The sequence below is a fragment of the Bradyrhizobium sp. genome (assembly GCF_052389815.1).
In the GTDB taxonomy this organism is placed as follows: Bacteria; Pseudomonadota; Alphaproteobacteria; order Rhizobiales; family Xanthobacteraceae; genus Bradyrhizobium.
In genome coordinates this window covers 35559-56905 of sequence record NZ_JBQTHN010000057.1, presented here as the reverse complement: position 1 = coordinate 56905, position 21347 = coordinate 35559, and the positions used below count along the sequence as shown (strand labels likewise).

The 21347-nt window shown below is 63.0% G+C and carries 21 protein-coding genes; 9 read left to right on the top strand and 12 right to left on the bottom strand.

Annotated elements, in window-relative coordinates; translation table 11 throughout:
• Positions 1-237: 237 nt before the first annotated feature.
• From ACT4OC_RS10325 to ACT4OC_RS10315, 3 genes are all read right to left on the bottom strand, one after another.
• A complete protein-coding gene (locus ACT4OC_RS10325; protein ID WP_444838879.1) occupies positions 238-525 on the bottom strand; it encodes a type II toxin-antitoxin system RelE/ParE family toxin in 288 nt (95 codons plus the stop codon).
• Positions 522-788 carry a CopG family ribbon-helix-helix protein gene (locus ACT4OC_RS10320; RefSeq protein ID WP_444838878.1) on the bottom strand — a complete coding sequence of 89 codons (267 nt, stop codon included), beginning with the start codon at positions 786-788 and terminating at the stop codon, positions 522-524. The genes ACT4OC_RS10325 and ACT4OC_RS10320 overlap by 4 nt, the downstream gene beginning before the upstream one ends.
• A gap of 65 nt (positions 789-853) precedes the next feature.
• Entirely contained in the window at positions 854-2773 is a 1920-nt protein-coding gene (locus ACT4OC_RS10315; RefSeq protein ID WP_444838877.1) for an FAD-binding monooxygenase, read from the bottom strand.
• Positions 2774-2876: 103 nt separating this feature from the next.
• On the opposite strand from ACT4OC_RS10315, the gene ACT4OC_RS10310 reads away from it, so the two are divergent.
• Positions 2877-3350 (top strand): MarR family winged helix-turn-helix transcriptional regulator, encoded by a 474-nt coding sequence (locus ACT4OC_RS10310; RefSeq protein ID WP_444838876.1) that lies wholly within the window; start codon positions 2877-2879, stop codon positions 3348-3350.
• Positions 3351-3653: 303 nt separating this feature from the next.
• Positions 3654-4391 (top strand): enoyl-CoA hydratase/isomerase family protein, encoded by a 738-nt coding sequence (locus tag ACT4OC_RS10305; protein ID WP_444838875.1) that lies wholly within the window; start codon positions 3654-3656, stop codon positions 4389-4391.
• A gap of 18 nt (positions 4392-4409) precedes the next feature.
• Here ACT4OC_RS10305 and ACT4OC_RS10300 read toward each other — a convergent pair whose 3' ends face one another.
• From ACT4OC_RS10300 to ACT4OC_RS10290, 3 genes are read right to left on the bottom strand one after another with little or no spacing between them, the layout of a single operon-like run.
• Positions 4410-5423 carry an SIS domain-containing protein gene (locus ACT4OC_RS10300; RefSeq protein WP_444838874.1) on the bottom strand — a complete coding sequence of 338 codons (1014 nt, stop codon included), beginning with the start codon at positions 5421-5423 and terminating at the stop codon, positions 4410-4412.
• The gene (locus ACT4OC_RS10295; RefSeq protein ID WP_444838873.1) at positions 5420-6367 is read right to left on the bottom strand and encodes an N-acetylmuramic acid 6-phosphate etherase; all 948 of its coding nucleotides are present in this window, start codon (positions 6365-6367) and stop codon (positions 5420-5422) included. The genes ACT4OC_RS10300 and ACT4OC_RS10295 overlap by 4 nt, the downstream gene beginning before the upstream one ends.
• A 19-nt stretch (positions 6368-6386) precedes the next feature.
• Positions 6387-7310: a BadF/BadG/BcrA/BcrD ATPase family protein gene (locus tag ACT4OC_RS10290; RefSeq protein ID WP_444838872.1), complete on the bottom strand. Its 924-nt coding sequence runs from the start codon at positions 7308-7310 to the stop codon at positions 6387-6389.
• 115 nt (positions 7311-7425) lie between these two features.
• Between ACT4OC_RS10290 and nagA the strand changes: the two genes are divergently transcribed.
• The 4 genes from nagA to ACT4OC_RS10270 all read left to right on the top strand — a co-directional run bounded on the left by nagA (position 7426) and on the right by ACT4OC_RS10270 (position 12078).
• The gene (gene nagA / locus ACT4OC_RS10285; RefSeq protein WP_444838871.1) at positions 7426-8607 is read left to right on the top strand and encodes an N-acetylglucosamine-6-phosphate deacetylase; all 1182 of its coding nucleotides are present in this window, start codon (positions 7426-7428) and stop codon (positions 8605-8607) included.
• A complete protein-coding gene (locus ACT4OC_RS10280; protein WP_444838870.1) occupies positions 8604-9806 on the top strand; it encodes an aspartate kinase in 1203 nt (400 codons plus the stop codon). Before nagA ends, ACT4OC_RS10280 begins: the two co-directional genes overlap by 4 nt.
• Positions 9807-10018: 212 nt before the next feature.
• On the top strand, positions 10019-11047 hold the full coding sequence (locus tag ACT4OC_RS10275; RefSeq protein WP_444838869.1) for a putative zinc-binding metallopeptidase: 1029 nt from the start codon (positions 10019-10021) through the stop codon (positions 11045-11047).
• Positions 11044-12078 carry a D-alanine--D-alanine ligase family protein gene (locus ACT4OC_RS10270; protein ID WP_444838868.1) on the top strand — a complete coding sequence of 345 codons (1035 nt, stop codon included), beginning with the start codon at positions 11044-11046 and terminating at the stop codon, positions 12076-12078. Before ACT4OC_RS10275 ends, ACT4OC_RS10270 begins: the two co-directional genes overlap by 4 nt.
• A 54-nt stretch (positions 12079-12132) precedes the next feature.
• On the opposite strand, the gene ACT4OC_RS10265 is transcribed toward ACT4OC_RS10270, so the two are convergent.
• The 6 genes from ACT4OC_RS10265 to ACT4OC_RS10240 all read right to left on the bottom strand — a co-directional run bounded on the left by ACT4OC_RS10265 (position 12133) and on the right by ACT4OC_RS10240 (position 18592).
• Positions 12133-14001 (bottom strand): hypothetical protein, encoded by a 1869-nt coding sequence (locus ACT4OC_RS10265; RefSeq protein WP_444838867.1) that lies wholly within the window; start codon positions 13999-14001, stop codon positions 12133-12135.
• Between the two features lie 62 nt (positions 14002-14063).
• Positions 14064-14609 (bottom strand): hypothetical protein, encoded by a 546-nt coding sequence (locus tag ACT4OC_RS10260; protein WP_444838866.1) that lies wholly within the window; start codon positions 14607-14609, stop codon positions 14064-14066.
• Positions 14606-15754 carry a dsDNA nuclease domain-containing protein gene (locus ACT4OC_RS10255; protein ID WP_444838865.1) on the bottom strand — a complete coding sequence of 383 codons (1149 nt, stop codon included), beginning with the start codon at positions 15752-15754 and terminating at the stop codon, positions 14606-14608. Before ACT4OC_RS10255 ends, ACT4OC_RS10260 begins: the two co-directional genes overlap by 4 nt.
• Before the next feature lie 81 nt (positions 15755-15835).
• Entirely contained in the window at positions 15836-16762 is a 927-nt protein-coding gene (locus tag ACT4OC_RS10250; protein WP_444838864.1) for a hypothetical protein, read from the bottom strand.
• 907 nt (positions 16763-17669) lie between these two features.
• Positions 17670-18212: a DUF3617 domain-containing protein gene (locus ACT4OC_RS10245; RefSeq protein ID WP_444838863.1), complete on the bottom strand. Its 543-nt coding sequence runs from the start codon at positions 18210-18212 to the stop codon at positions 17670-17672.
• An 89-nt stretch (positions 18213-18301) separates the two neighbouring features.
• Positions 18302-18592, bottom strand: coding sequence for a hypothetical protein (locus tag ACT4OC_RS10240; protein WP_444838862.1), 291 nt, complete (start codon positions 18590-18592; stop codon positions 18302-18304).
• 164 nt (positions 18593-18756) lie between these two features.
• On the opposite strand from ACT4OC_RS10240, the gene ACT4OC_RS10235 reads away from it, so the two are divergent.
• The 3 genes from ACT4OC_RS10235 (at position 18757) to ACT4OC_RS10225 (ending at position 21070) form a co-directional block, all read left to right on the top strand.
• Complete coding sequence (locus ACT4OC_RS10235; protein ID WP_444838861.1) at positions 18757-19224, top strand: hypothetical protein; 468 nt, start codon at positions 18757-18759, stop codon at positions 19222-19224.
• A gap of 97 nt (positions 19225-19321) precedes the next feature.
• Complete coding sequence (locus tag ACT4OC_RS10230) at positions 19322-20032, top strand: ribonuclease T2 family protein (RefSeq protein ID WP_444838860.1); 711 nt, start codon at positions 19322-19324, stop codon at positions 20030-20032.
• Between the two features lie 177 nt (positions 20033-20209).
• The gene (locus ACT4OC_RS10225; protein ID WP_444838859.1) at positions 20210-21070 is read left to right on the top strand and encodes a 23S rRNA (adenine(2030)-N(6))-methyltransferase RlmJ; all 861 of its coding nucleotides are present in this window, start codon (positions 20210-20212) and stop codon (positions 21068-21070) included.
• Positions 21071-21347: the final 277 nt, after the last annotated feature.

Sequence of the window (21347 nt, the reverse complement as noted above, 5' to 3'; positions counted from 1 at the left end):
CGCGTCACTTCCACGCCTGCGACCTTGATCTCAATCTGCTGCGAATGAGCCGGGGAAGCAGTGAAAACGAGCAAGAGTGCGGCTATGACTGCACCACGTAGGCCAAGGGCACTACACATACCTGGTCCTGGTTGACCCATCCTTCGCCGATAGCCCGCGACCAAGAAAAGGATGCAAATCACGCTTCGCCAATCCGCCTTGCGAACTGCGGACTTGTGAATCACGAGGTGTTGCTCCTCAAAAGGTCTCGGGCCATCGACGAGCACCGTGGAAGATGCGCAGAATCTGGATGGTGCTGCCGAGCACGCGGTACGGCACGATGAACGGCGTTTTCGGGATCACGAGTTCGCGTGTCCCTGGAACCCGACCGGGCCGCCCCATTTCGGGGCTGTTGGCAAGCAATGCTTCAATGTTGTGAACGATATGGAGCGCGACTCTTTGCGCGGCTGCCGGATTATCCTGTTCGATATAGGCGCGAAGAGCAACCAGATCGTCGATTGCCTCGGGCGACCAGACCGGGGTCATGAGCGCTTGGGAATCGGCCGTTCCTCGCCACTACCCCATGACGCGATCCAATCTTTCACCTGCTGGTGCGGAACCCCCTCGCCGCGATCGAGAGACGCGGTCGCCTGCTTGATGCCGGCGACTTGCCACTCGTTGACGTCGAGGTATTCGTTGATCGCCTCGGCGGCGAGAAAGGAACGGCTGCGGCCCGTGCTCTTGGCCAGCTTCTCCAACCGCTTCTTGGCGGCCGAGCCGACCCTTACCGTGAAGGTGGTTGAACGCATGGCCCCATCCTGTGATAGATTGTGTACAATATAGCGCGATGGCCGGCAGGCGCAATGCCAAACCTTCAATTCGTCTGCACCATGAAGCCGTCGAAATACGCGGCAAGCTCGGCGTAGGCATCGAGCGGCAGCACATGCGCGACATACTGGTCCGGCCGCACCACGACCATGCAGCCCTGCGCCCGGTCGATGCCGCGCTTCGCGAAGATGTCTTGACCATCCTTGAGATCGGGGCAGAACATCTTTTCATAGTCGCACAGCCCGTAGCGGCCCTTGCGCGGCAGCAGCAGCGGCGGCATCGCGCCGATGACGAGATCGCGATGGCTCTGCTGAAACACGGCGCGCACGTCGATCACCGCATCGATATCCGCTGCCTCGGGCGTGTATCGCCGCACCGGAGACGCCGCACCCCGCTCGAGGAAATCGCACAGCGCGCGAATGGCGGAATCGGGCGCTGCCGGATCGCCCCCGCCCGCAAAGGCGAAGATCCGGAAGCGGCCGTCGGCCTTGATGGTGTGGCCGAGGTGAACCGGCATGGCATCGGAAAGACGGATCACCGGCGCGGAATGAAACCGCGTGCCGATCGCAAAGCCCTTCGCGAGATGCTGGTGAGCGGCCTCGCCAGTCAGCACCGACGGCCGATACCGCGTCGCGGTGCCCGCGGTGTAGCGCCCATGCCTAACGAAATAGTCCTGCGTCTTCACGGGGTCCGCGCCCTCCTGCTTGGCCGAGGCGAGGATCGAGGCCCATTCGCGGTCGAAGTCGATCAGCTCCTTCGCAATGGCCTGGCGCTCGGCCGAGTACGTATGCAGCAAGCGCGGCGCGCAGCGCTTGCGCAGCACCGCAGCCAGCTTCCAGCCGAGATTGAAGGTGTCCTGCATGGACACGTTCATGCCCTGCCCCGCCTTCGGGCTGTGGGTGTGGCAGGCATCGCCGGCGATGAACACGCTCGGCAGGCGCGTCGAAACTTCCGCCTCGCCGACGTCGTCGAACTTGTCGCAGAGCCGCTGGCCGATCTCGTAGACCGACCACCAGGCGATCTCCTTCACCTCGAGCGCATGCGGATTGAGGATGCGCCGCGCTTTCGCGATCAGGTCCTCCGGGCCGATCCTGCGCCCCGCCACGCGTTCGCCGACATCGAGCTTGGTCAGCTCGACATAGAGCCGCACCAGGTAGCCGCCCTCGCGCGGGATCACGATGATGCTGCCGTCATGGGCCGACTGGATCAGCGACTTGTAGCGGATGTCGGGGAAATCCGTGACGGCCAGCACGTCCATCACGCCCCAGGCATGGTTGGCGGAATCGCCATGCAGCTCGCGGCCGATCGCCTTGCGCACGACGCTGCGCGCCCCGTCGCAGCCGACGACATAGCGCGCCCGCACGGTCTCGACCTCGCCACGATGCGCATCGTCGATCCGCTCGAGGCGAACCGTCACCGCATGGTCGCCGGGGCCCGCCGCCGGATCGATCCGCAAGTCCTGCAACTGCCGCGAATAGAACGGCTGCATCCTCGCCGCCGAATTCCGCATGACGTCGAGGAAGAAATCGTGCACGCGCGCCTGGTTGATCACGACATGCGGGAACTCGCTGAGGCCGTCCTCGACGTCCTGCACCCGGCCGCTGCGCGCGATGTTGCCGGGCTTGCTCTCGTCCGGCTTCCAGAACGTGGTCTCGTTGATCCAGCAGGCTTCCCTGGCCACGCGCTCGGCAAAACCGTGGGCGTGAAACATCTCCATGGTGCGGCAGGCGATGCCGTCGGCCTGGCCGATCAGCAGCCGGTCCGCCTTCTGCTCGACGATGCAGGTCCTGATGTCGGGAAAGGCCGACAGCTGCGCCGCGAGATTGAGCCCCGCCGGCCCGCAGCCGACGATCAGCACGTCGACTTCGCCGGGAACGGACGCGGAGGCCGGCGGGGCCGGCAGCCGTGCCGCCGGGTCGAGGATTTCGGGATCGCCGGGCGCGAAGCCGCTGAGGTGAAACTGCATGGACCTGATCCTCCCCGTCTTTTTTGTTGCCCGGGCGGCATTTGATATTGATCAGTATGCTGATCGTCAGTATGCTTGTCAAGACTCGGCCCTGGAGGATTCGGTGAAAGACCCTCATGAAATGCCCGGACACCTGGCGCGCCGGTTCCAGCAGATCGCGGTGGCGGTGTTCCTCGCCGAGATGGAGGCGGCCGGCTACGACCTCACCCCCGTGCAATACGCCGCCCTCGCCACCGTCAGGACCAACCCCGGCATCGACCAGATCACCCTGGCCGGCCTGATCGCCTATGACCGCACCACCATCACCGGCGTGGTCGACCGCCTGGTGCAGAAGGGCCTCCTGCTCCGCCGCGCCTCCAGCCGCGACCGCCGCGCCCGCGAATTGCAGCTCACCGAATCCGGCCGCAAGACGCTGCGCGCCATCGCGCCCGCCGTCGAGGCGGCGCAGCGCACCCTGGTGCGCGGCCTCACCGGGAAGGAAGCCGCCGAGCTGATGCGCCTGCTGCGCAAGGCCATCGCTGCCGGCAACGAACTCAGCCGCGCGCCGCTGCGCGATGCCGCGGGCGAGCGAGGCTAGCGACTCGGTTCACCTCTCCCCGCTCTTCCGTGGGGAGAGGCATAGGCCGCCTTCGGCGGCCGTCTCTCAAGAACGCCGAAGCAAAGCTTCGGCTATGTCGCATCACAGATGCGATCCGGGTGAGGGGCCGTGCACGACATCGCCGCGACAACGGTCCTTCCGGCCTCGACTCGTCGGGTTCGGTGAGAGCAGCTATGCGGCAAGCATCGCGGCTTGCCCCTCACCCGCCGCCTTCGCTACGCTTCGGCGTCGACCTCTCCCCGCAAAAGAGCGGGGAGAGGTGAGCACCTGCCGGGAGTTGCCATGCCCCTCGTTCGATACGAAAGCAAAGACCGCGTCGCGACCATCACCATGGACCGCCGCTCGGCGCACAACGCGCTGAACAACGAGCTGTGCAGCGAATTGCGCGAGGCCTGGCAGCGCTTCAAGGACAGCGACGACCGCGTTGCCGTGCTGGCTTCGGCGGAAGACGCCTACTACACAGTCGGCGCCGACGTGAACGGCCTGCCCGACAACATGTGGCACGCCGTGCCGGGCCTCGGCGTCGAGCTCGACAAGCCCGTGATCGCGGCGACCTCGGGCTGGGTGGTCGGCGGCGGCTTCGTGCTGGTGCAGATGGCCGATTTGTGCGTGGCGTCCGAGACCACGCGCTTCATCTATCCCGAGGCGAAGATCGGCATCACCGCCGGCGGCATCTCCTCGGTACTGGCGCGCATGCCGCACAAGGTGGCGATGGAATTCCTGCTGGTCGGCGAGGAGCTGCCGGTGAAGCGCGCGTACCAGATCGGCTTCGTCAACCAGATCGCGCCGAAGGGCAAGCATGTCGAGCTCGCGCAGATCATGGCCGCCAAGATCGCCGCCAACGCCCCGCTGGTGGTGCAGGGCCTGAAAAAGCTCGCCCGCGAGGTCACGCCGAAGGGCCCGCTGGAGACGGTCGCCGAAGTGCGCCGCCTGCTCGATCCGATCCGCGCCAGCGAGGATCTCGAGGAAGGCGTCAAGGCGTTCAAGGAAAAGCGCAAGCCGCAGTTCAAGGGCAAGTGAGGCTCGGCGGCGCGACGATCAGAACGTCTCGGTGATCTTGTTCAGTCGCGGCGGCCGGTCGGGGTCGAACCCGCAGGCGCGCGCGGCCTTTTCGATCATCCGATAGGCCGGAACCAGCATCGTGATCGCGTCGGTTGAGGGATCCTCCTCGGCAAGCCAGGGCAACGAGCCGAGCGGACCGCCGGCGAGATGCAGCGCGATTTTCTCCTCGCGCAGCTCCCTGGCCAGCGCATCCACGGCAGCGGCGGTTTCGTCCCCAACCCGCATCATGATCACGGGCGTGCGCGGCGACAGCGCCGCGCGTGGGCCGTGCTGCAGCTCGGCGGCGGAAACGCCGACCGAAGGCAGGCGCAGGATCTCGGAGAGCTTCAGCGCGATCTCCCGCACCGAGCCAAGCACCAGACCCCGCCCCGCCACGAACACGGCCGATGCGCCGGCGAGATCATCGGCAATCTCGCTCCAGTCGAGCGCCAGCGCGCGGTTCAGGCGCGCGGGTAACCGGTCGAGGGCGCCTCGAAGCGCGCCGTTGTCGGCGAGCTCCGCCACCAGCGCAGCGCCGGCTGCCATCGAGCCGATCACGGTCTTGGTCGCGGCGACGGAGCGCTCGTGCCCTGCCTCGATGGGGATGACGAACTCCGCGCTATCCGCCACCGGCGATGCCGCCGCATTGACGATGGCGACGGTGCGGGCGCCCGCCTCGCGCGCCGACTGCGTTGCCGCGACCAGGTCCGGGCTGCGTCCGGATTGCGAGGTCACGATGAACAGCGCGCCACGCAGCCTGAGCGGCGTGCGAAAGGCCGTGATGACGGAGGGTGCGCTGGCCGAAACGGGCAGCCGCAGCCGCGTTTCGATCAAGTACCGCAGGAATACGCCGGCATGTCCCGAGCTTCCCCGGCCGCAGATGACGCATAGCGGCGCGGAGCCGATCGCGAGCCGTCCGGCGATGTCGCGCATCGCGAGGCGGCTGCGGACGATTCTGTCGACGACATCGGCGCTTTCCGCGATTTCGCATGCCATCGCCGAGGTCGTCACGGCTCGACCGCTCCACCCTGCTTGCGCGCCGCACCCTTGCGAGGCGCATCCTTTGCGAGCTCGGCAAAGACGCGCCGCAGGTTGCCGTCGCATTGTTTCAGAGTAGCCTGCGCCTGCGCCTTGTCGATGCCGAGCGCCAGCAGCACGGCCGTCTTGATCTCGCCCCCCGCCGCGTCGAGCGCGCGTGCCGCCTTCGCGCCATCGCAATGCGCGATCTGCGCCACCATGGCCGCCGCTCGCCGCTTCAGCTTGGCATTGCTCGGCGCCATGTTCACCATCATGCCGCGATAGACCCGCCCGAGCCGCAGCATGATCCCTGTGGAGATCAGGTTGAGCACGACCTTCTGGGCGGTGCCGGCCTTCATCCGGGTCGAGCCCGCGATCAGCTCGCGGCCGGTCTCGAGCAGGATCGGGAATTTGGCCGATTCCAGCAGCGCCGTGCCGGCATTGTTGGCAACCCCGATCGTCACCGCGCCGGCGGAGCCCGCCTGCTGCAGCGCCGCCACGGTGAACGGCGTGGTGCCGCTGGCGGACACCGCGATCACCACGTCGTGCGGCGTCAGCCGCGCCGCCTTGACCTGCCGGACGGCATCCGCGACATCGTCCTCGGCGCCCTCGATGGAGGTGACGAACGCGGTCTCGCCGCCCGCGACGATGAAGCGGACCCGCGCGTTGGGCCAGGCGAATGTCGGCAGCAGCTCGGCGCCGTCCTGCACGGCGACGCGGCCCGACGTGCCGGCGCCGACATAGACGAGGCGTCCGTGATCGCCGAGCGCGCTGCCCAGTGCACTGCTGGCCGCTTCCGTCGCCGCCGTGATTGCCGGCAGCGCACGACCGATCGCGGCAATCGCCGCAAGCTGGCCCTCCCACATGGCTTCCATCGCGGAAGAGAGCTGCCATGCATCGAGATCGGCAAAGCGCGGATCGACTTCCTCGGTAGCCATGTAACTGGTCCATCCCTCCCTAAACGCGGAATTTCGCAGCCTGTTCATGATCGATGTCCTTTGTGGGCAGGGCAAACCGCCCGCGCGCCACCAGCAACGCGCCGGCCGCTGCATCCGCATCGGGGCGTTTCAGGCGATCGCGCAGGTCCGGCGTCAGCCAGGGCGTGATGGCTTCCGCAAGCCCCCCCACCAGCGAGAGCCGCTCGATCCCGCGCGCCAGGAACAGGTCGAGCAGATCGCCGATCGCATCCGCCGCGCGTTCGACGATGCGGCGGCCGACCGGATCGCCGAAATTGGCGTGCCGCAGCACGATCGGCGCGAACGCGGCGTAGTCGGTTGCCCTGGCCTCTTCCGACCAGGCCACCGCCTGATAGGGATCGTGATCGAACGCGGCCAGCACCTCGGCAAGCAATGGCGTAAGCTCGCCGCGCCGATCTGCGGCGCGCAGCGCCAGCCGCACCACCTGCAGGCCGATGTCGGCGCCGCTGCCTTCATCGGAGACCGGAAAGCCGTAGCCGGCGATGCGGATTTCGCAGCCACCCATCAGGCCGACGCCGACCGAGCCGGTGCCGGCCACCACGATGGCGCCGTCTTCGCCGCTGTGGGCGCCGAGACACGCCGCCATGCCGTCGCTGATGAAGACGGTGGACGCAAAGGGATGTGCGATCCGATTGAGCGCGGCTTCCGCGCCGCGGCGGCCGAGACCGGCAAGGCCGATCGCGGCGCGCATCCGCGCAAAATCCTCGTGCGAAAGGCGAGCCTTGGCGGCCGCCGCCTCGGTCGCCTCCATGATGGAACGCCACGCCTTTTCGGTACCAATCCGCGTCGTGGCGGGTCCCGAGCTTGCCTCGCCGAGCAGCCGGCCGCCCTCATCCTCGATGCGGGCACGGCACCGGGTTCCGCCGCCATCGACGCCGAGATACGTGGTACCTTTTGTTCCCATCGGGTGTTAACGCGACGGCTGCGTTCCGGGTCCTCGCAACGCCCCCTGGATACATATGGTCTTGCTGGCGGCTTCGGCCTCAACAGTTCGTGACGCAGCTGCCGGATGAACGCCGATGGGTGACGCTATTTCTTCGACGATTGCCGCCCAGCGCATCTTTGACGGCAATGACATGCGCGGCCCCGGCCTGGTCGGGCTTGCGAATGGCCGGATCGAAGACATCGTCTTCGGCGAGCCGGCGCGCGCCACCATCCGGCTGCCCGACGACGCAATCCTTGCTCCCGGCTTCATCGACGTCCAGGTGAACGGCGGCGGCGGCGTTCTGCTCAACGACCAGCCGACGGAGGAAGGCGTGCGCCGCATCGCCGAGACGCATCGCGGCAGTGGCACCACCGGCTGCCTGCCGACGCTGATCACGGACCGTACCGAGATCATCGAGCAACTGGCTGCGATCGCAGAGGCATGCCTGAACATTCCCGGCGTGCTCGGCTTTCACCTCGAAGGGCCGGCGCTCAACGCCTCGCGCAAGGGCATTCACCCCGCCTCCGAAATCCGCGTGCCCAACGGCCGCGATCTCGCCGCCATCGGGAGTTTCGGCAGCCGCGGCCGCTCGCTCCTGACATTGGCGCCGGAATGCGTGCCATCAGCCATGCTCGACGAATTGATCGGCGCGGGCCTTACCATCGCCGCCGGCCATAGCGAGGCCACCGCAACCGAGGCCGCGCAGGCCGCCGCTCGCGGCGTCTCCGGCGTGACCCATTTGTTCAATGCCATGTCGCAGCTCTCCGCGCGGGAGCCGGGGCTGGTGGGCGCGGCGCTGGCCGACAGCAGGCTGTTTGCCGGCATCATCTGCGACGGCATCCATGTCGATCCGACCAGCCTGCGCATCGCCCTGCACTGCAAGGGCCGCGACCGCTTGATGCTGGTCACCGACGCCATGCCCCTGGTGGGCACCGACGAAACGGAATTCATGCTGCAGGGGCGAAAGATCACGCTGCATGACAATCGCCTGACCGGCCCCGACGGCACGCTCGCGGGCGCTCACCTCACCATGATCGAGGCCGTGCGCAACGCGGTCGCCCTGCTCGCCATCCCCCTTGCCGATGCGCTCATCATGGCCTCGCGGACGCCTGCGGCCTTTCTCGGCCTCGAAGCGGAGCTTGGCCGGATCGCGCCCGGCTACCGCGCGGACCTCGTCGCCTTCAACAAGCGCTTCGAAGTCGTCGGCACATGGATAGCCGGCATCGGGACAACACGCGCGTGCCCCGGACGCGAAACATTCGGTGAGGCGAGATGACCAACCACCCCATCATCGTGCAGAAATACGGCGGCGCCTGCCTGGAGACGCCGGCGAAACTTCGCGCCGTCGCGAAAAACCTCGCCGATCTGCACGGCCGCGGCAAGCGCGTCGTCGTGGTCGTCTCCGCCATGGGCAAGACCACCGACCAGTTGATCGAGATGGCCTATCAGGTCAGCCCCCGCCCCAATCGCCGCGAGCTCGACATGCTGCTGACAACAGGCGAGCGCATCAGCATGTCGCTGATGAGCATGGCGCTGGCGGATCTCGGCGTGCCCGCGATCAGCTTCACCGGCAGCCAGGCCGGGGTGATGACCGACGCCTCGCATTCCGCCGCGCGCATCGTCGACGTGCGCCCCCTCCGCGTGCGCGAGGAGCTCGATCGCGGCCGCATCGTGGTGCTGGCGGGATTCCAGGGCGTCAATCCCGCCACCCGCGAAATCACCACGCTCGGCCGCGGCGGCAGCGACACCACGGCGGTGGCGATGGCCGCCGCCTTGCAGGCCGAACGCTGCGAGATCATCAAGGAGGTCGACGGCGTCTGCTCCGCCGATCCGCGCATCGTACCGGACGCAAGGCCGATCCGCCGGCTCGATTTCGCCGCGCTGTCCGAAATGTGCTTCTGGGGCGCCAAGGTGCTGCACTTTCGCAGCGTCGAGCTGGCACAGGTTCAAGACGTGCCGCTGGTCCTGAAGCAGTGGGGCGGCACCGAACACGCAACGCAAGTGACGAAAGAGGTTTTGACCATGGAAAGCGGAAAGGTTCTGGCCGTCAATTCGATTGATCGCATCGAGCACGTGGAAATCGATTGCAGCGATCTCCATCACGGCTTCGAGAAATTCGCGCAGCACATGGCGCACAACAGCCTGTCCTGGCCGCAGCTCCTCGCCTCCCGCTTCGCCGCCGGCAAGACCAGCATGACGGTGGCGTGCGATGCCGAATGGCTCGACGCGCTGCTGCGGACCCTGGAGGGGCCTGACGATCTGCGCCTGCAGCGCGAGGCCTCGAGCTCGGTGAGCCTGACCTGCTTCGGCGGCGTCTCGTCGGACCTGCCGTTCCGGGCGTTGCAGGTTCTGGCGCAGCACGGGATTGTTGCGGACAATTACGTGCTGTCGCCGCATTCGGTGAGTCTGTTTGTGCCGGCGGAGAGCCGCGAGGCGGCAGTGAAGGCGCTGCATGAGTTGGTGCAGCAGGCATAGTTCGCAGGATGGGTTGAGCCATCCCCGTCATTGCGAGCGAAGCGAAGCAATCCATGGTTCCGCTTGCCGCACCATGGATTGCTTCGTCGCTTTGCTCCTCGCAATGACAGGGCTGGCTCTATCCATCCTACGGTCTGCGAAGACTCGGCGGTTGTTGCTCGCGGTATCCTGTGACACCATCCGGCACAGGATTTTATGATTTATGGATGCCCATGCCACGTCGGAATTATGCCTGGGAGAAGCTGTCGGATGAGCAGTTGCTCAAGCAACGCCTCAGCAGCCTGAGGGTCAAGGTCGAAGGCACCTGGCTCGAGGATTGTGTCGGCGCCCTGAATGAAGAGCTTCGGGCGCGCGGCATCCGGCTGCGGCCGCACACCTGGATATCGAGCGAATGGTTCAGCCCGGCAGACGTGCCCGGCATTGCGATACCCTTCTATCTCACCCATCCCCGCCTGATGAAACTCGAGAAGAAGATGATGCTCGAGGTCGAGGGCGGCACCTGGTCCGAGTGCATGGCCATCCTCCGTCACGAGGCGGGCCATGCCGTGCAGCACGGCTACCAGCTGCAACGCCGCCGCCGCTGGCAGCAATTGTTCGGCCCGTCTTCGAAACATTACCCGCTCTACTACCGGCCCAATCCGGCCAGCCGGAATTATGTCCAGCATCTTCGGCGCTGGTACGCGCAGAGCCATCCGGACGAGGATTTCGCCGAGACCTTTGCGGTGTGGCTGCGGCCGCGGTCGAACTGGCGAACACGCTATGAAGGCTGGCCGGCGCTGAAGAAGCTCGAATATGTCGACGAGCTGATGGGCGAGATCGCCGGGATACGGCCGCCGGTCACGACGCGCGAGCGCAAGGATCCGCTGTCCACGCTCGGCGAAACACTTGGCGAGCATTACCGGAAAAAGCAGGCGTTCTACGCTTTCAACCCACCGAAGACATACGACCGCGACCTCGTCCGTCTCTTCTCCAATGATCCACGGCATCGACGGGCGCAGCCGGCTTCGCGCTTCATCAGGCGGCACCGCGCCCAGATCAGGCAGCTGGTGGCGCGCTGGACGGGCGAAAACCAGCTGACGCTCGATGCCGTTCTCGACGACATGATCTCCCGCTGCCGCGAGCTCGAACTCCGTGCCCCCGGCTCCGAACGCAAGCTCGTGCTCGACTTCACCGTGCTGTTGACCGCCAAGACCATGCATGCGCTGTTCGGGCCGTCGCGACGCAAATGGATCGCACTATGAGACGCCAGCGCATTCTGGTGCTGATGCATCCGGACTGCGTGCCTCCGGACTCGACCGACGGTTACACGGCGAAGGAAATCAACGCCTGGAAAACGGAATTCGACGTCGTGAGCACCTTGCGTGCGGCCGGCCATGACGTTCGACCGCTCGGCGTGCAGGAAGAGATCAAGCCGGTGCGCGACGAGATCGAGGATTTCAAGCCGCATGTGGTGTTCCAGTTGCTGGAGGAGTTCCACTATGCGACCGCGTATGACCAGAATATCGCGAGCTATCTCGAGTTGATGAAAATCCCCTACACCGGGTGCAACCCGCGCGGCCTGATCCTGGCGCGCGGCAAGGATCTGTCCAAGACGCTGGTCCACCATCGCCGGATCGCGGTGCCGGCCTTCGGCGTGTTTCCGAAGCGCCACAAGGTCAAACGGCCCTCGCGCCTTGCGCTGCCGCTGATCGTCAAGAGCCTGAGCGAGGACGGATCCTACGGCATCTCGCAGGCATCGATCGTCGATACCGACGAGCAGCTTGCAGAGCGCGTCGCCTTCGTTCACGAGCGGCTAGGTACGGCCGCCATCGCCGAACAGTACATCGAGGGACGTGAGCTCTATGTCAGCGTGCTCGGCAACAACCGGCTGCGCGTCCTGCCGGTGTGGGAGCTGAAATTCGGCAGCCTGGGCGGTGAGGGAGCGCGGCAGATCGCCACCAAGAAGGCCAAGCACGATCCCGAATATCAGGAACGCGTCGGCATCGTGGACGGACCGGCCGAGGACCTCGCGGCGGAGGTACGCGCCCGCATTCAGCGAACGGCGAAACGCATCTACCGGACACTGGGGCTCGATGGCTATGCGCGTATCGACTTTCGCCTCGCTGCCGACGGCACTCCCTATTTCATCGAAGCCAATCCCAACCCGGAAATCGCGAAAAGCCAGGAGTTCGCGACAGCGGCCCAACATGACGGACTTGATTACCCGGCCCTGCTGCATCGCATCCTGACCCTCGGAATAAGCCGGGCAAAGGCCGGCGCATCGGTGGGGTGAAGGGCGGTGCGAAACAGATGAGCCGAGGTCTAGCGCGGCACATCGGCCCACGGATCATATTGAAACGTGGACTTCAGTCAGAAGTTGGCGTGCAGCACCAGCGAGGCTCGCAAACGAAGCGCCCGTTATCATCACTTGCATTTCTGAAAACTCTTCTCGTTCCAGCAGATCGATAAACGGCTGAACGATGAAATTTTCCTTATCTTCGATAAGTTCACCTGCGAACTCGGCTGGCATATCGATTATTGCCAGGCCGGGATAATGACAATTCGGCAGGCGACTAAGTGTCAACAGGCCGTAATGGTATGACATCAAGAAGTATAACGAGTCCGTGCCGCCAAGTGCAGCCTGCCATTTTCGCTTACCTACTTTGAACCGAAATGAGTCCGCCGAAATATCGAGCGATACGTCATTGTGTGGCCAGATACCTGGCTTAAGTCGGTTGATGGCTGCCAAGTATTCGTTCATCCCTTCGACCAACAAGCGGCTTCCGTCGTCAAAGTCGGTCGCATTTATTAGAGCGCTTACTTGGTCATCTAGCGGTCTTATCCGCTTCTCCAGTTCGCTGATTTCTTGTCCAAGGTTCAGACCAAGCTCGACTGCACCTCGCAACCTGCCCAACTGCCGCTGCCGCTCGTTCAACTCTCCGAGTTCCATATCGGTCGCGCTGACCTGTTCGCTAACGATCGCGGAAACCGCCGCTCGCAGCGGCGCCAGCTCATTCTCAATCATTTTCAAAGTCTCAGTAGACTCAGATAACTGTGACTTGATCCGTTGACTGTCGCGTTGCAGAATCGTGAGCAACTGATCCGCTTCCTCTAATTCTGCGCCCAGCCTATCGACCTCAAACTTCAGTCGGACTGATCCCAGCTCTTGCAGCGTCGGCTCGTCCGGCAATTCCTGGCTGCACAGAAAACAGCTGTGAGGCCGAGCAGCCCGATTAGCCACGGACTGGTCACACGCCGGACAATGTGTCACGCGCAGATCAGAGAGAAGCTCGCCGGCATCGCTAACTCGATTCAAGCGCTCTATCTCACCCTGCAGGGTGTCGCGATAAGTCTGAACCTCAACCAGTCGTTCGGACAAGCTTGCTGCTCGCTTGCGAAGCTCTTCCATCCCAACGATCAACGCAGCTCTCTTCTCTCCCAACTCTTCGCTGCGACCTCGACCACCTGCAGGCAATGAATTCGCCTGAATTGATGTGAGGATCTCAGCTCGCTTTTGTCGCAACTCGTTTGCACTTTCATCCAAGCGCCTTTGAGCGTCGATCACCCGTGCCATCGTGATAGCGCCCTTGATGTCGACTTCAGTCAGAACATCGCCGGCCAGTTGCTGTAGCGTCGCCTCGTATTGCTCTCGTCGGGCCTGAAGCTTCGTCACCTCCCTCTTCATTCTGATTAGTTCGCCGTACTCGTCACTGAATACTTTTTCTGCCAGCCCCAGGAATTGAAGGATGCAAGCGTGCTGTTCTCCTTCTGGCTGCTTGTCAGCAAGATCATTCCAAAATCGTTGCTGTCGAAAGACATGTCGAAGCAACATTCTGAAGCTCAACTCAGGCCACGTTTGACCGGAGTAAGGGCTTCCCTTTGGAAAATGAATCAGTGGAATGCTCAGCTTCTCTAGGAGCAAGCGCTGGAATTCTTGCGCGCCCATAGAAGCCTCGTTGACAAAGACCTTCGATTTCGAGCCCTGCTCGTCCCATTTTCTCTCGACGTGAAGCTTCTCACCATTGACGACCATGATTGCCGAAGCGCCGCCATACTTAGTCGCGAGGTGTTCGTCGATATCAGTTTCGAAGGGATTGGCTCCATTGTCGCCAAGCAAGAAATCGAGAGTTTGAAGCCAGCGTGTTTTACCTGTGTTCGGACGGCCAACTATCACATTGACCCCTTGTTCAAAGGTCAACTGTTCAGGTGCACCCACGGTCTTTCGCCTCTCGATCCTTAGGATGCGGAGGGTGGGCGCGCTCGGAGGATTTGCTTCCGTCATCGGCGGATAACCTCCCCGAGAGGCTTCTTGCCGACTTCTTCATCGAATAGCTGGTAAATGAGCTTCTTAAGCGTGCTTCCGCTCTTTGGGCCAAATTCCTTTTTGACCGCCTTCATCCGATCTACCAGCGCGGCAAATGATGGCTTTTTCCCTAGCGAAGCAGCCTTTTCCTTTCCGTTGTCGGTCAAGGTGATCAGATAGCTGTTGCGCTTCTTGGCTATCTCAATCAGCCGCTTGGATTCTAGGTAAGCGAGGACATGGTAGTAGCGTTTATCCCATGGGCCGTAGTGATGCCGCACCATCGCAGACTCAACGGCTCTGCTTTCTCCTTCAGGCGCTCCGTACTTCTTTGCTACGGCAAAGAAGTCTGGATACCTCACAAAAAAGTCGAGCTTCGCCATCTTTGTCAGGCCATCAATCCGGTCGCCGGTGCCGCAGATGCTAATAAGAAGCAAAAGTCTCGCGGCGTGAAACTCAACGATGTTGTCCGCCGAAAGCGGAAGACTGACCGGTGCAGAGCCTAGTCTTTTTATCGACTTCATTGCCCCTGCCTCGTGAAGCGATGAAGGCAGCGATCAGCGATGTCATACATGCAGCCTTTCAAAAAAGCTGAGCGATCGTCGCCCGGATTGGTTGTGCTCGCATTTATGGCGTCCATCTTCTTGACGCACAGCGAATGAAAGGCTGCCCCGTCGGGGGGCAGTTCTCCCGCAATTTGTTGAGCGCGTAACGTTGCAAGTTCTGATTTTACGCGACGTTGCAACGACAGCACATCGCTTTCGCTCATATACTTGGGAGCGCGTACTATCTGCGTGTAGTCACGGCGCAACTCCAGAGCCATCCGAATTTGGTCATCTTCTAACTTCGCATCGTCCATCTTTTTGCGAAGTTTGCGACCAGAGACCGGTCCAGCCGAGATCGAATCTAATGTCTTTTTCCACCAAGACATCAGATCGGCGCGACTGATTATCTTCTTCGCTTTGTGCGGGACCCAGAATGCGCGTCCTGCGTCATATGCCCACAATCGGAGATCGGTTTCGATACCATCTGCTTGTTCGGGTAAGGCAAATACGCCTTGGCTCGCAGCTAGCTTGAGAATCCTAAGGACGTTTCCTGACCGGATCGTATCCTGGTCATGTCGAACGTCCCATTTGCAGTGCTCTATCCAATATTTTATGTCGTTGCCTTTAGGAGAGGCGAGGTCTGGAAGCTTCTCCTCGATGGCTTGTGCTATGCTAGTGAAACCGTCGGAGTTGGTCTCCCGTCCTGGCCCGTAACAGGGATAGGTCAGCAGCCTCAGGTCTGATTTGACATCTCGCAAAGTGACGATACGGAATCGCGACACCTCCTTGTGTTGATCCCGCCCAAGTGATTTTGCGCAGACAGAGTCCTCACCGTTGGCACATAAGCTTGCAACTGACCAAAGCGAGTCCGGCTCATTCGATTTGACCTGGACGTACTCGACCATTTCGGTCGCATCGACCAACCGTTTAACAACGATGTCGTCATGTGTTTCGCAGTGTACTTTCTGAATCGAGGTGTCCTCGATCATATCCAAAAAGATGCCAACAACGATGTCGTCTTGATAAGCCAACCCCGCGCGCGCTGTTGGTCCCCCTTCCTCGTGCGGATGATGATCATCAATGGAGGGCCATTGACCGTCGTTTAGATCAACAGTGTCGGTCATTTGAGAATGAGTGCTTCAATCAAAGGCTGCGCTTTCTTAAAGTCCAACCCTTTCAGCTTTTTGGCCTTACGGCAACAGCCTTTATCTATCAACCTTAGAAGCAGATGTCGGCACGACCTCATAGCCTCCCTCGACGCGCGTTGCGCCAAAATATGTTCCGCGCAACCGGAAGCCTTGATGCAGAGGCACACCCGCATGTGGGTTCGGTACAAGTTGAAAGTCGTCACCAAACTCACCGTATTGATTGGCAGCATCGACGCGGGAGCATAACAGCGCGCTCAGCCCATTATGCTGCCCATCTTGAAACACTCCAGTTGTAACTCTTGTTGGCTCTGTGTTCTGCTCAGCGTCGGCTTTCAAGGTTTTGGCAATGTGGTCGCGAAAATGATAACCAGTGCCAGTAATTTGCAGTGTCGCCTTATCAATGACAGCGAACAGATGTCCGATTGTGTAGGCGGCCTGAAGAATGCGCGGAGGCTCAGTGTCAGCATACTCAAGTGGGATGTTTCGTGGGTTCAGTGCTATGACGAAGGCGTCCTTCTCGGAGATGTATTTCTTGGCGATCCAGTTCGCGTATTGGCGTTCGTATTTCTCCGAAATGCTGTTGAGATAGCGTAGGACCATCTTTTCGTTGGGTACGTCCGAGACTTCACCCATCCTTGGTTCAGGAACGTAGTCAGGTGAGTTTGGCTCGCCCGGCGTCGGAGATACGGCCTCAAACCAAATGCGCTGCCCCTTGTACGTGATGCCCACGTCCGGTCCTGGCTTCGGACACGTGACCTCAAACCCCGCGAAGATGAAGGACGCTGTCAGATACATTTCCCAGAAGCGGGCGTTGAAATTGCTCTTCAGTTCCGTCCGGAAATCTGGGTCCGCGTATGGCTCGAAAAGAATCCAAAGGTACTCGCAAAGACACCGGGCCGAAAAAAGCCGCCCCGTCTTTGCGCTCCTAATATTGCGATAGGCTGCGCTAGCAGCATCTCCGTCCATGAAGAGCGGTCTACGCATGTGTGGCAGGCTTCTTTCTCGTAGATCACAATGGCGCGAGGATAGTCCTTAAGGCCCAGCGTTAGTTCTGCTCGGTTTTTGGAAACTACCATCGTGTCCAGCCGACTGATAAGCTCTGGCCGCAAAGCTTGCCCGCCGCGGAAATTCCATAACATTTGCGAATGGGTCGCGGCAGCTTGCGATAGATCAACTGAATTCTGTTGAATCGAATTATTGTCAAGCCCTAAAATCAAAAATATTTCGCTTTACCGTAATTCTGATTTGCATTATAACCACCCCGTCCCGTGCCCCGAGGAGGGGCGATGCGCATCGCACGTTTCGTTGGGTGCGGGATGCGATGGCCGCCGGCCGGCGTTCAGGTGACCCGTTCACCTGGCGAAACGCTGGCCTCGCGGACGGCGAAGTCGTGTGGTTCTGGCGCCGCGACCCTGGCGTCTATCCGGTCCGCCTGTGCGGGCCTGGCAACGGTGACAATGAAGGCCGCTCACCGGGAAGAGCACGTATAAGCCGTAAAGCCATTGCGCGGGGAAAGCCGGGTTGTCTCGGCTGTACCTGTCAAAACCGTGTGCGCCACTACCCAAGTTTTTGGCACACGGCGATGCGGGCGCAGTCGGCGCCTGGCTTTCCTCGCGCCCTCTTCACCGAAGAGGGTCACGGAGACGCACAACCCGGGCGAAAGCGCGCCGCGGGAATGAGAAAACTTGCGCGCAACAAATTCGACCGTCGTCCCGGGCAAGCGAGCGAAGCGAGCGCGACCCGGGATCCATAACCACAGGACGCGGGTATGCGAAGGCTGGAGCTCCAGCTTGCTCTGACAACAACGCCCTGTGGTTATGGGTCCCTGCGTTCGCAGGGACGACAGCGGGGAATGACGCGCGAGCGCAGCGCCGCTCGCCTCAGAACCCCGTCACTTCTGCATTCCCTTCGGCAGCATCGACTTCAGCTTGTCGAGCTCGAGGATGTTCATTTTCATGCCGCCGGGCATCACGATGTCGCCGGGCTTCTGGTCCGCCTTGCAGGCGCCGAGCCACTTCGCCTCGATCGTGGTGGCGGAATCGCGCGGCATGCCGGAGGGCGCGCCTTCGGTGCGCGAGGTCGTCTTCACGGTGTAGGCGGAATTGAAGTCGCCGGTGATCTCGGCGTGCGAGGTGATGGTCATGCCGGCGACGCCGCAGACGGAATCGCTGACATAGCCGGTCGCGGTCTTCTGGATCTCCTGCTTCGAACAGGTGTCCTTGCCCGGCGAGAACGAGGTGCTCATCTGCTTGTCGGTCGAGGCGTCCGTGCAATGCTGCATGGTCATGTCGGGCACCGAGCCGCCGCTGCGCAGCATCTTCATTTCCCACAGGCCCGCCTTGCGCACCGGCAGCTCGACGGCCTGCGCCGGCGCGGCAACCAGCGCTGCCAAGAGGCCGATCGCCGATGCGAATGAGAGATGCTGCCGCTTCATGCGCCGCGCTCCCGTCCTGCGGTGAAGAGAAACCGCCGCTAAAGCATGATCCGGAAAAGTGTGAAGCGGTTTTCCGAAAAGATCATGCTCTAGTAGCGCGTGACCAGCGGCCGCTCGGCGGCGCCATAGGGCACCCAGCGGCAGGCAAAGGAGATGTAGCCGCCCTCCTGGGCCTGCACGGCGAGGAATTTCACCACCTTGCCGTAGCGGGCGCAGTGATCCACCGCGAGCTGGCGGGCGTCGATATGCTGGGCCATGGCAAAGGCGATGATGCCGCCGGTGTCGTTGCCCTTGAACGGCGGCACCATCTGGGCCTCCGCCGGCGCACAAGCCAGCACCCCGCAGACCGCAACGAGGCTCGCCGCCACAATGTTTCGCATCACCGACTCCCTGTTCGAGGGCGCATCTTAGAGCCCCTTGCAAGCCCTGAAAAGAACGCCCGGCGGGCGGCATGACGAACTCTGCCCGAGTGTTGCCGCGCTGCACTTGACCTCCCCTGCCCTTCGCGGCACGGTCGCGCGGAACGGAAGATGAGCGGATTCCCATGCGCGCCCTGTTGAAATCCCGGACGAAATCGGCAGCTGCCGCCGTGTTCGGCGCCCTGCTCGGCTTTCTCGCCTTCGGCGAGGCCCGGGCCGCCAATCCCCTGGAGCTGAATTTCTGGCTCTCGGGCCCGCGCTATGACGGCAAGGTCGCGCCGTGCGAGTACGCGCTGCGGACCATCACCTACCAGTTCCGCGACAAGGAAAGCACCTTCTGGAACTCGAGCCTGGAAATCACCGGCTACGGCAACGTTCGCGAGACGGCGTTCCGGCCCTGGCAGTCCGACAACATCCCGCGCCGCTTCTGCTCGGGCGAGGCGATGCTGTCCGACGGCAAGGTGCGTGCGGTGCATTTCTCGATCGTCGAGGATGGCGGCTTTGCCGGCTTCGGCCAGGGCGTCGAATGGTGCGTGGTCGGCCTCGACCGCAACTGGGCATTCAACCCGGCCTGCAAGGCGGCCAAGCCCTGACGGTGCGCCGGGACAGGCGGCAACCTTACATTTTGTTCTTGAAATGTTCTCCTCGGTCTGCTAGGGTCCGCGCCGGTCTGGGTGGCGAGGGCGCGTGATGTTTCATTCCTTTTCGAAGCTGCTTTCCCGGCTTGCGGTTTCGCTGATTTTCCTGCTCGGACCGGCCTTTTTGGCGACCGCGCTTTCAGGTTCAGCGTTTGCGCAGGACCCCCGCCAGAACGCGCCCGGACAGTTCGATTTCTATGTGCTGGCGCTGTCCTGGTCGCCTTCCTTTTGCGAGGCGGCGGCCGAGCGCGGCACCGCCGAACGGTCGAAGATCCAGTGTGGCGAGCGGCCGTTTTCCTTCGTCGTGCACGGGCTGTGGCCGCAATACGACCGCGGCTATCCCGAATATTGCCAGCGCTCGCCGGAATGGGTCGATCGCAGCACGGTGTCCTCGATGCTGAACCTGATGCCGGCGCCCGGGCTGGTCGTCAATGAATGGAAAAAGCACGGCACCTGCTCCGGCCTGAAGCCGCGGGCCTATTTCGAGACCATCCGGAAAGCACGCGCGGCGGTGAAGATCCCCGAGGAATTGCTGCAGCTTGCCAAGCCGAAGATGATTTCGCCGGAAGAGCTGGAAGCCGATTTCATCAAGGCCAATCCGGGCCTCACGGCGTCGGCCATCTCGGTCACCTGCGACAGCCGCCGCCTCAGCGAGGTCAGGATCTGCATGAGCAAGGACCTGCAATTCCGCGCCTGCGAGGAGAACGACCGCCGCACCTGCCGCCGCGACCAGGTGCTGATGCCGCCGGTGCGCGGGGGGTGAGCTCTCTCCACCGTCATTGCGAGCGGAGCGACGACCCGTCTCCGCTTGCTGCGCAAGCTACGCCGGGCTGGGAGTCCGCCGAAGCTCGGAGAGCGAAGGCGGAAGCAATCCATAGCGCGGCAAGCGGACAGATGGATTGCTTCGCTCCGCTCGCAATGACGTGGTAACCCCCTCTCCATGAACTACCGCCACGCCTTCCACGCCGGCAGCTTCGCCGACGTCCTCAAGCACATCGTGCTGACGCGCATCCTGCTCTATTTGCAGGAAAAGCCCGCCGCCTTCCGCGTCATCGACAGCCATGCCGGCAGCGGCCGCTACGACCTCACGGCAAGCGAAGCGCAGCGCAGCGGCGAATGGAGGAGCGGCATCGCGCGGATGATGCAGGCGCGCTTCTCCGAGAAGGCGTTGCCGCTGGTTGCGCCCTATCTCGACATCGTGCGTGCCTTCAACAGCGGGGCCGAGCTCACCGCCTATCCCGGCTCGCCGCTGATCGCCCGCGCGCTGCTGCGGCCGCAGGACCGGCTGACCGCCTGCGAGCTGGAGCCTTCCGCCAGGAAAGAGCTGATCGCTGCGTTGCGCCGCGACGCCCAGGCGCGCGTCGTCGATCTCGACGGCTGGACGGCGCTGGGTGCCTTCGTGCCGCCGAAGGAGCGCCGCGGCCTCGTCCTGATCGACCCGCCCTTCGAGGACAAGGGTGAGTTCGAGCGGCTGGCGGACGGCTTCGCTGCCGCCTTCGCGAAATGGCCGACCGGCCAGTATCTGCTCTGGTATCCCGTCAAGAGCCGCCGCGCCGCCGACACGCTGGCGCGCGCGGTCGCCCAGGCGGCCGCGGGCGAAAAGCCTGCCGGCTCGTGCCTGCGGCTGGAATTCTCCGTCGCCCCGCAGGAGGCCGGCGGCCCGCTGGCCTCCACCGGCCTTCTGGTGGTCAACCCACCGTGGACGTTGCAAGGCGAGCTCAAGACCATCCTCCCCGAGCTGGAAAAGCCGCTCGGCCAGGGCGGCGCCGGCCGCTTCCGCCTCGAGGCGGCCAGGCCGTAGCGTGCCGGCCGGCGTACCCCGCTTGCACCCGGCCTGGGACAATCAAAGCCGTAGGCAACCCGCCGGGAACCGTATTATGCTCAGGGCGTTGGGACTGGCTTTACGTTCCGCTTCCGCGAATGGTTGCGGCGGAGTGACAAGGCCGAAGAAACAGCCGGACGGATGCGCTTCGAATTGGCTTGCGATCCGTCAAGGTGGCCATGCTTTCCGGCAGCGATTGTCCGGTCGGGCCGAGCGCGACATTGGCGCGTCACGGCAAAGCAGACGGGGGAGGATT

Excerpts from the sequence above, each read along its gene's own strand:
- ACT4OC_RS10325 (WP_444838879.1), bottom strand. The coding sequence starts at position 525 with ATGACCCCGGTCTGGTCGCCCGAGGCAATCGACGATCTGGTTGCTCTT.
- ACT4OC_RS10320 (WP_444838878.1), bottom strand. The coding sequence starts at position 788 with ATGCGTTCAACCACCTTCACGGTAAGGGTCGGCTCGGCCGCCAAGAAG.
- ACT4OC_RS10315 (WP_444838877.1), bottom strand. The coding sequence starts at position 2,773 with ATGCAGTTTCACCTCAGCGGCTTCGCGCCCGGCGATCCCGAAATCCTC.
- ACT4OC_RS10305 (WP_444838875.1), top strand. The coding sequence starts at position 3,654 with ATGCCCCTCGTTCGATACGAAAGCAAAGACCGCGTCGCGACCATCACC.
- ACT4OC_RS10295 (WP_444838873.1), bottom strand. The coding sequence starts at position 6,367 with ATGGCTACCGAGGAAGTCGATCCGCGCTTTGCCGATCTCGATGCATGG.
- ACT4OC_RS10290 (WP_444838872.1), bottom strand. The coding sequence starts at position 7,310 with ATGGGAACAAAAGGTACCACGTATCTCGGCGTCGATGGCGGCGGAACC.
- nagA (WP_444838871.1), top strand. The coding sequence starts at position 7,426 with ATGGGTGACGCTATTTCTTCGACGATTGCCGCCCAGCGCATCTTTGAC.
- ACT4OC_RS10280 (WP_444838870.1), top strand. The coding sequence starts at position 8,604 with ATGACCAACCACCCCATCATCGTGCAGAAATACGGCGGCGCCTGCCTG.
- ACT4OC_RS10275 (WP_444838869.1), top strand. The coding sequence starts at position 10,019 with ATGCCACGTCGGAATTATGCCTGGGAGAAGCTGTCGGATGAGCAGTTG.
- ACT4OC_RS10270 (WP_444838868.1), top strand. The coding sequence starts at position 11,044 with ATGAGACGCCAGCGCATTCTGGTGCTGATGCATCCGGACTGCGTGCCT.
- ACT4OC_RS10260 (WP_444838866.1), bottom strand. The coding sequence starts at position 14,609 with ATGAAGTCGATAAAAAGACTAGGCTCTGCACCGGTCAGTCTTCCGCTT.
- ACT4OC_RS10255 (WP_444838865.1), bottom strand. The coding sequence starts at position 15,754 with ATGACCGACACTGTTGATCTAAACGACGGTCAATGGCCCTCCATTGAT.
- ACT4OC_RS10250 (WP_444838864.1), bottom strand. The coding sequence starts at position 16,762 with ATGCGTAGACCGCTCTTCATGGACGGAGATGCTGCTAGCGCAGCCTAT.
- ACT4OC_RS10245 (WP_444838863.1), bottom strand. The coding sequence starts at position 18,212 with ATGAAGCGGCAGCATCTCTCATTCGCATCGGCGATCGGCCTCTTGGCA.
- ACT4OC_RS10240 (WP_444838862.1), bottom strand. The coding sequence starts at position 18,592 with ATGCGAAACATTGTGGCGGCGAGCCTCGTTGCGGTCTGCGGGGTGCTG.
- ACT4OC_RS10235 (WP_444838861.1), top strand. The coding sequence starts at position 18,757 with ATGCGCGCCCTGTTGAAATCCCGGACGAAATCGGCAGCTGCCGCCGTG.
- ACT4OC_RS10230 (WP_444838860.1), top strand. The coding sequence starts at position 19,322 with ATGTTTCATTCCTTTTCGAAGCTGCTTTCCCGGCTTGCGGTTTCGCTG.
- ACT4OC_RS10225 (WP_444838859.1), top strand. The coding sequence starts at position 20,210 with ATGAACTACCGCCACGCCTTCCACGCCGGCAGCTTCGCCGACGTCCTC.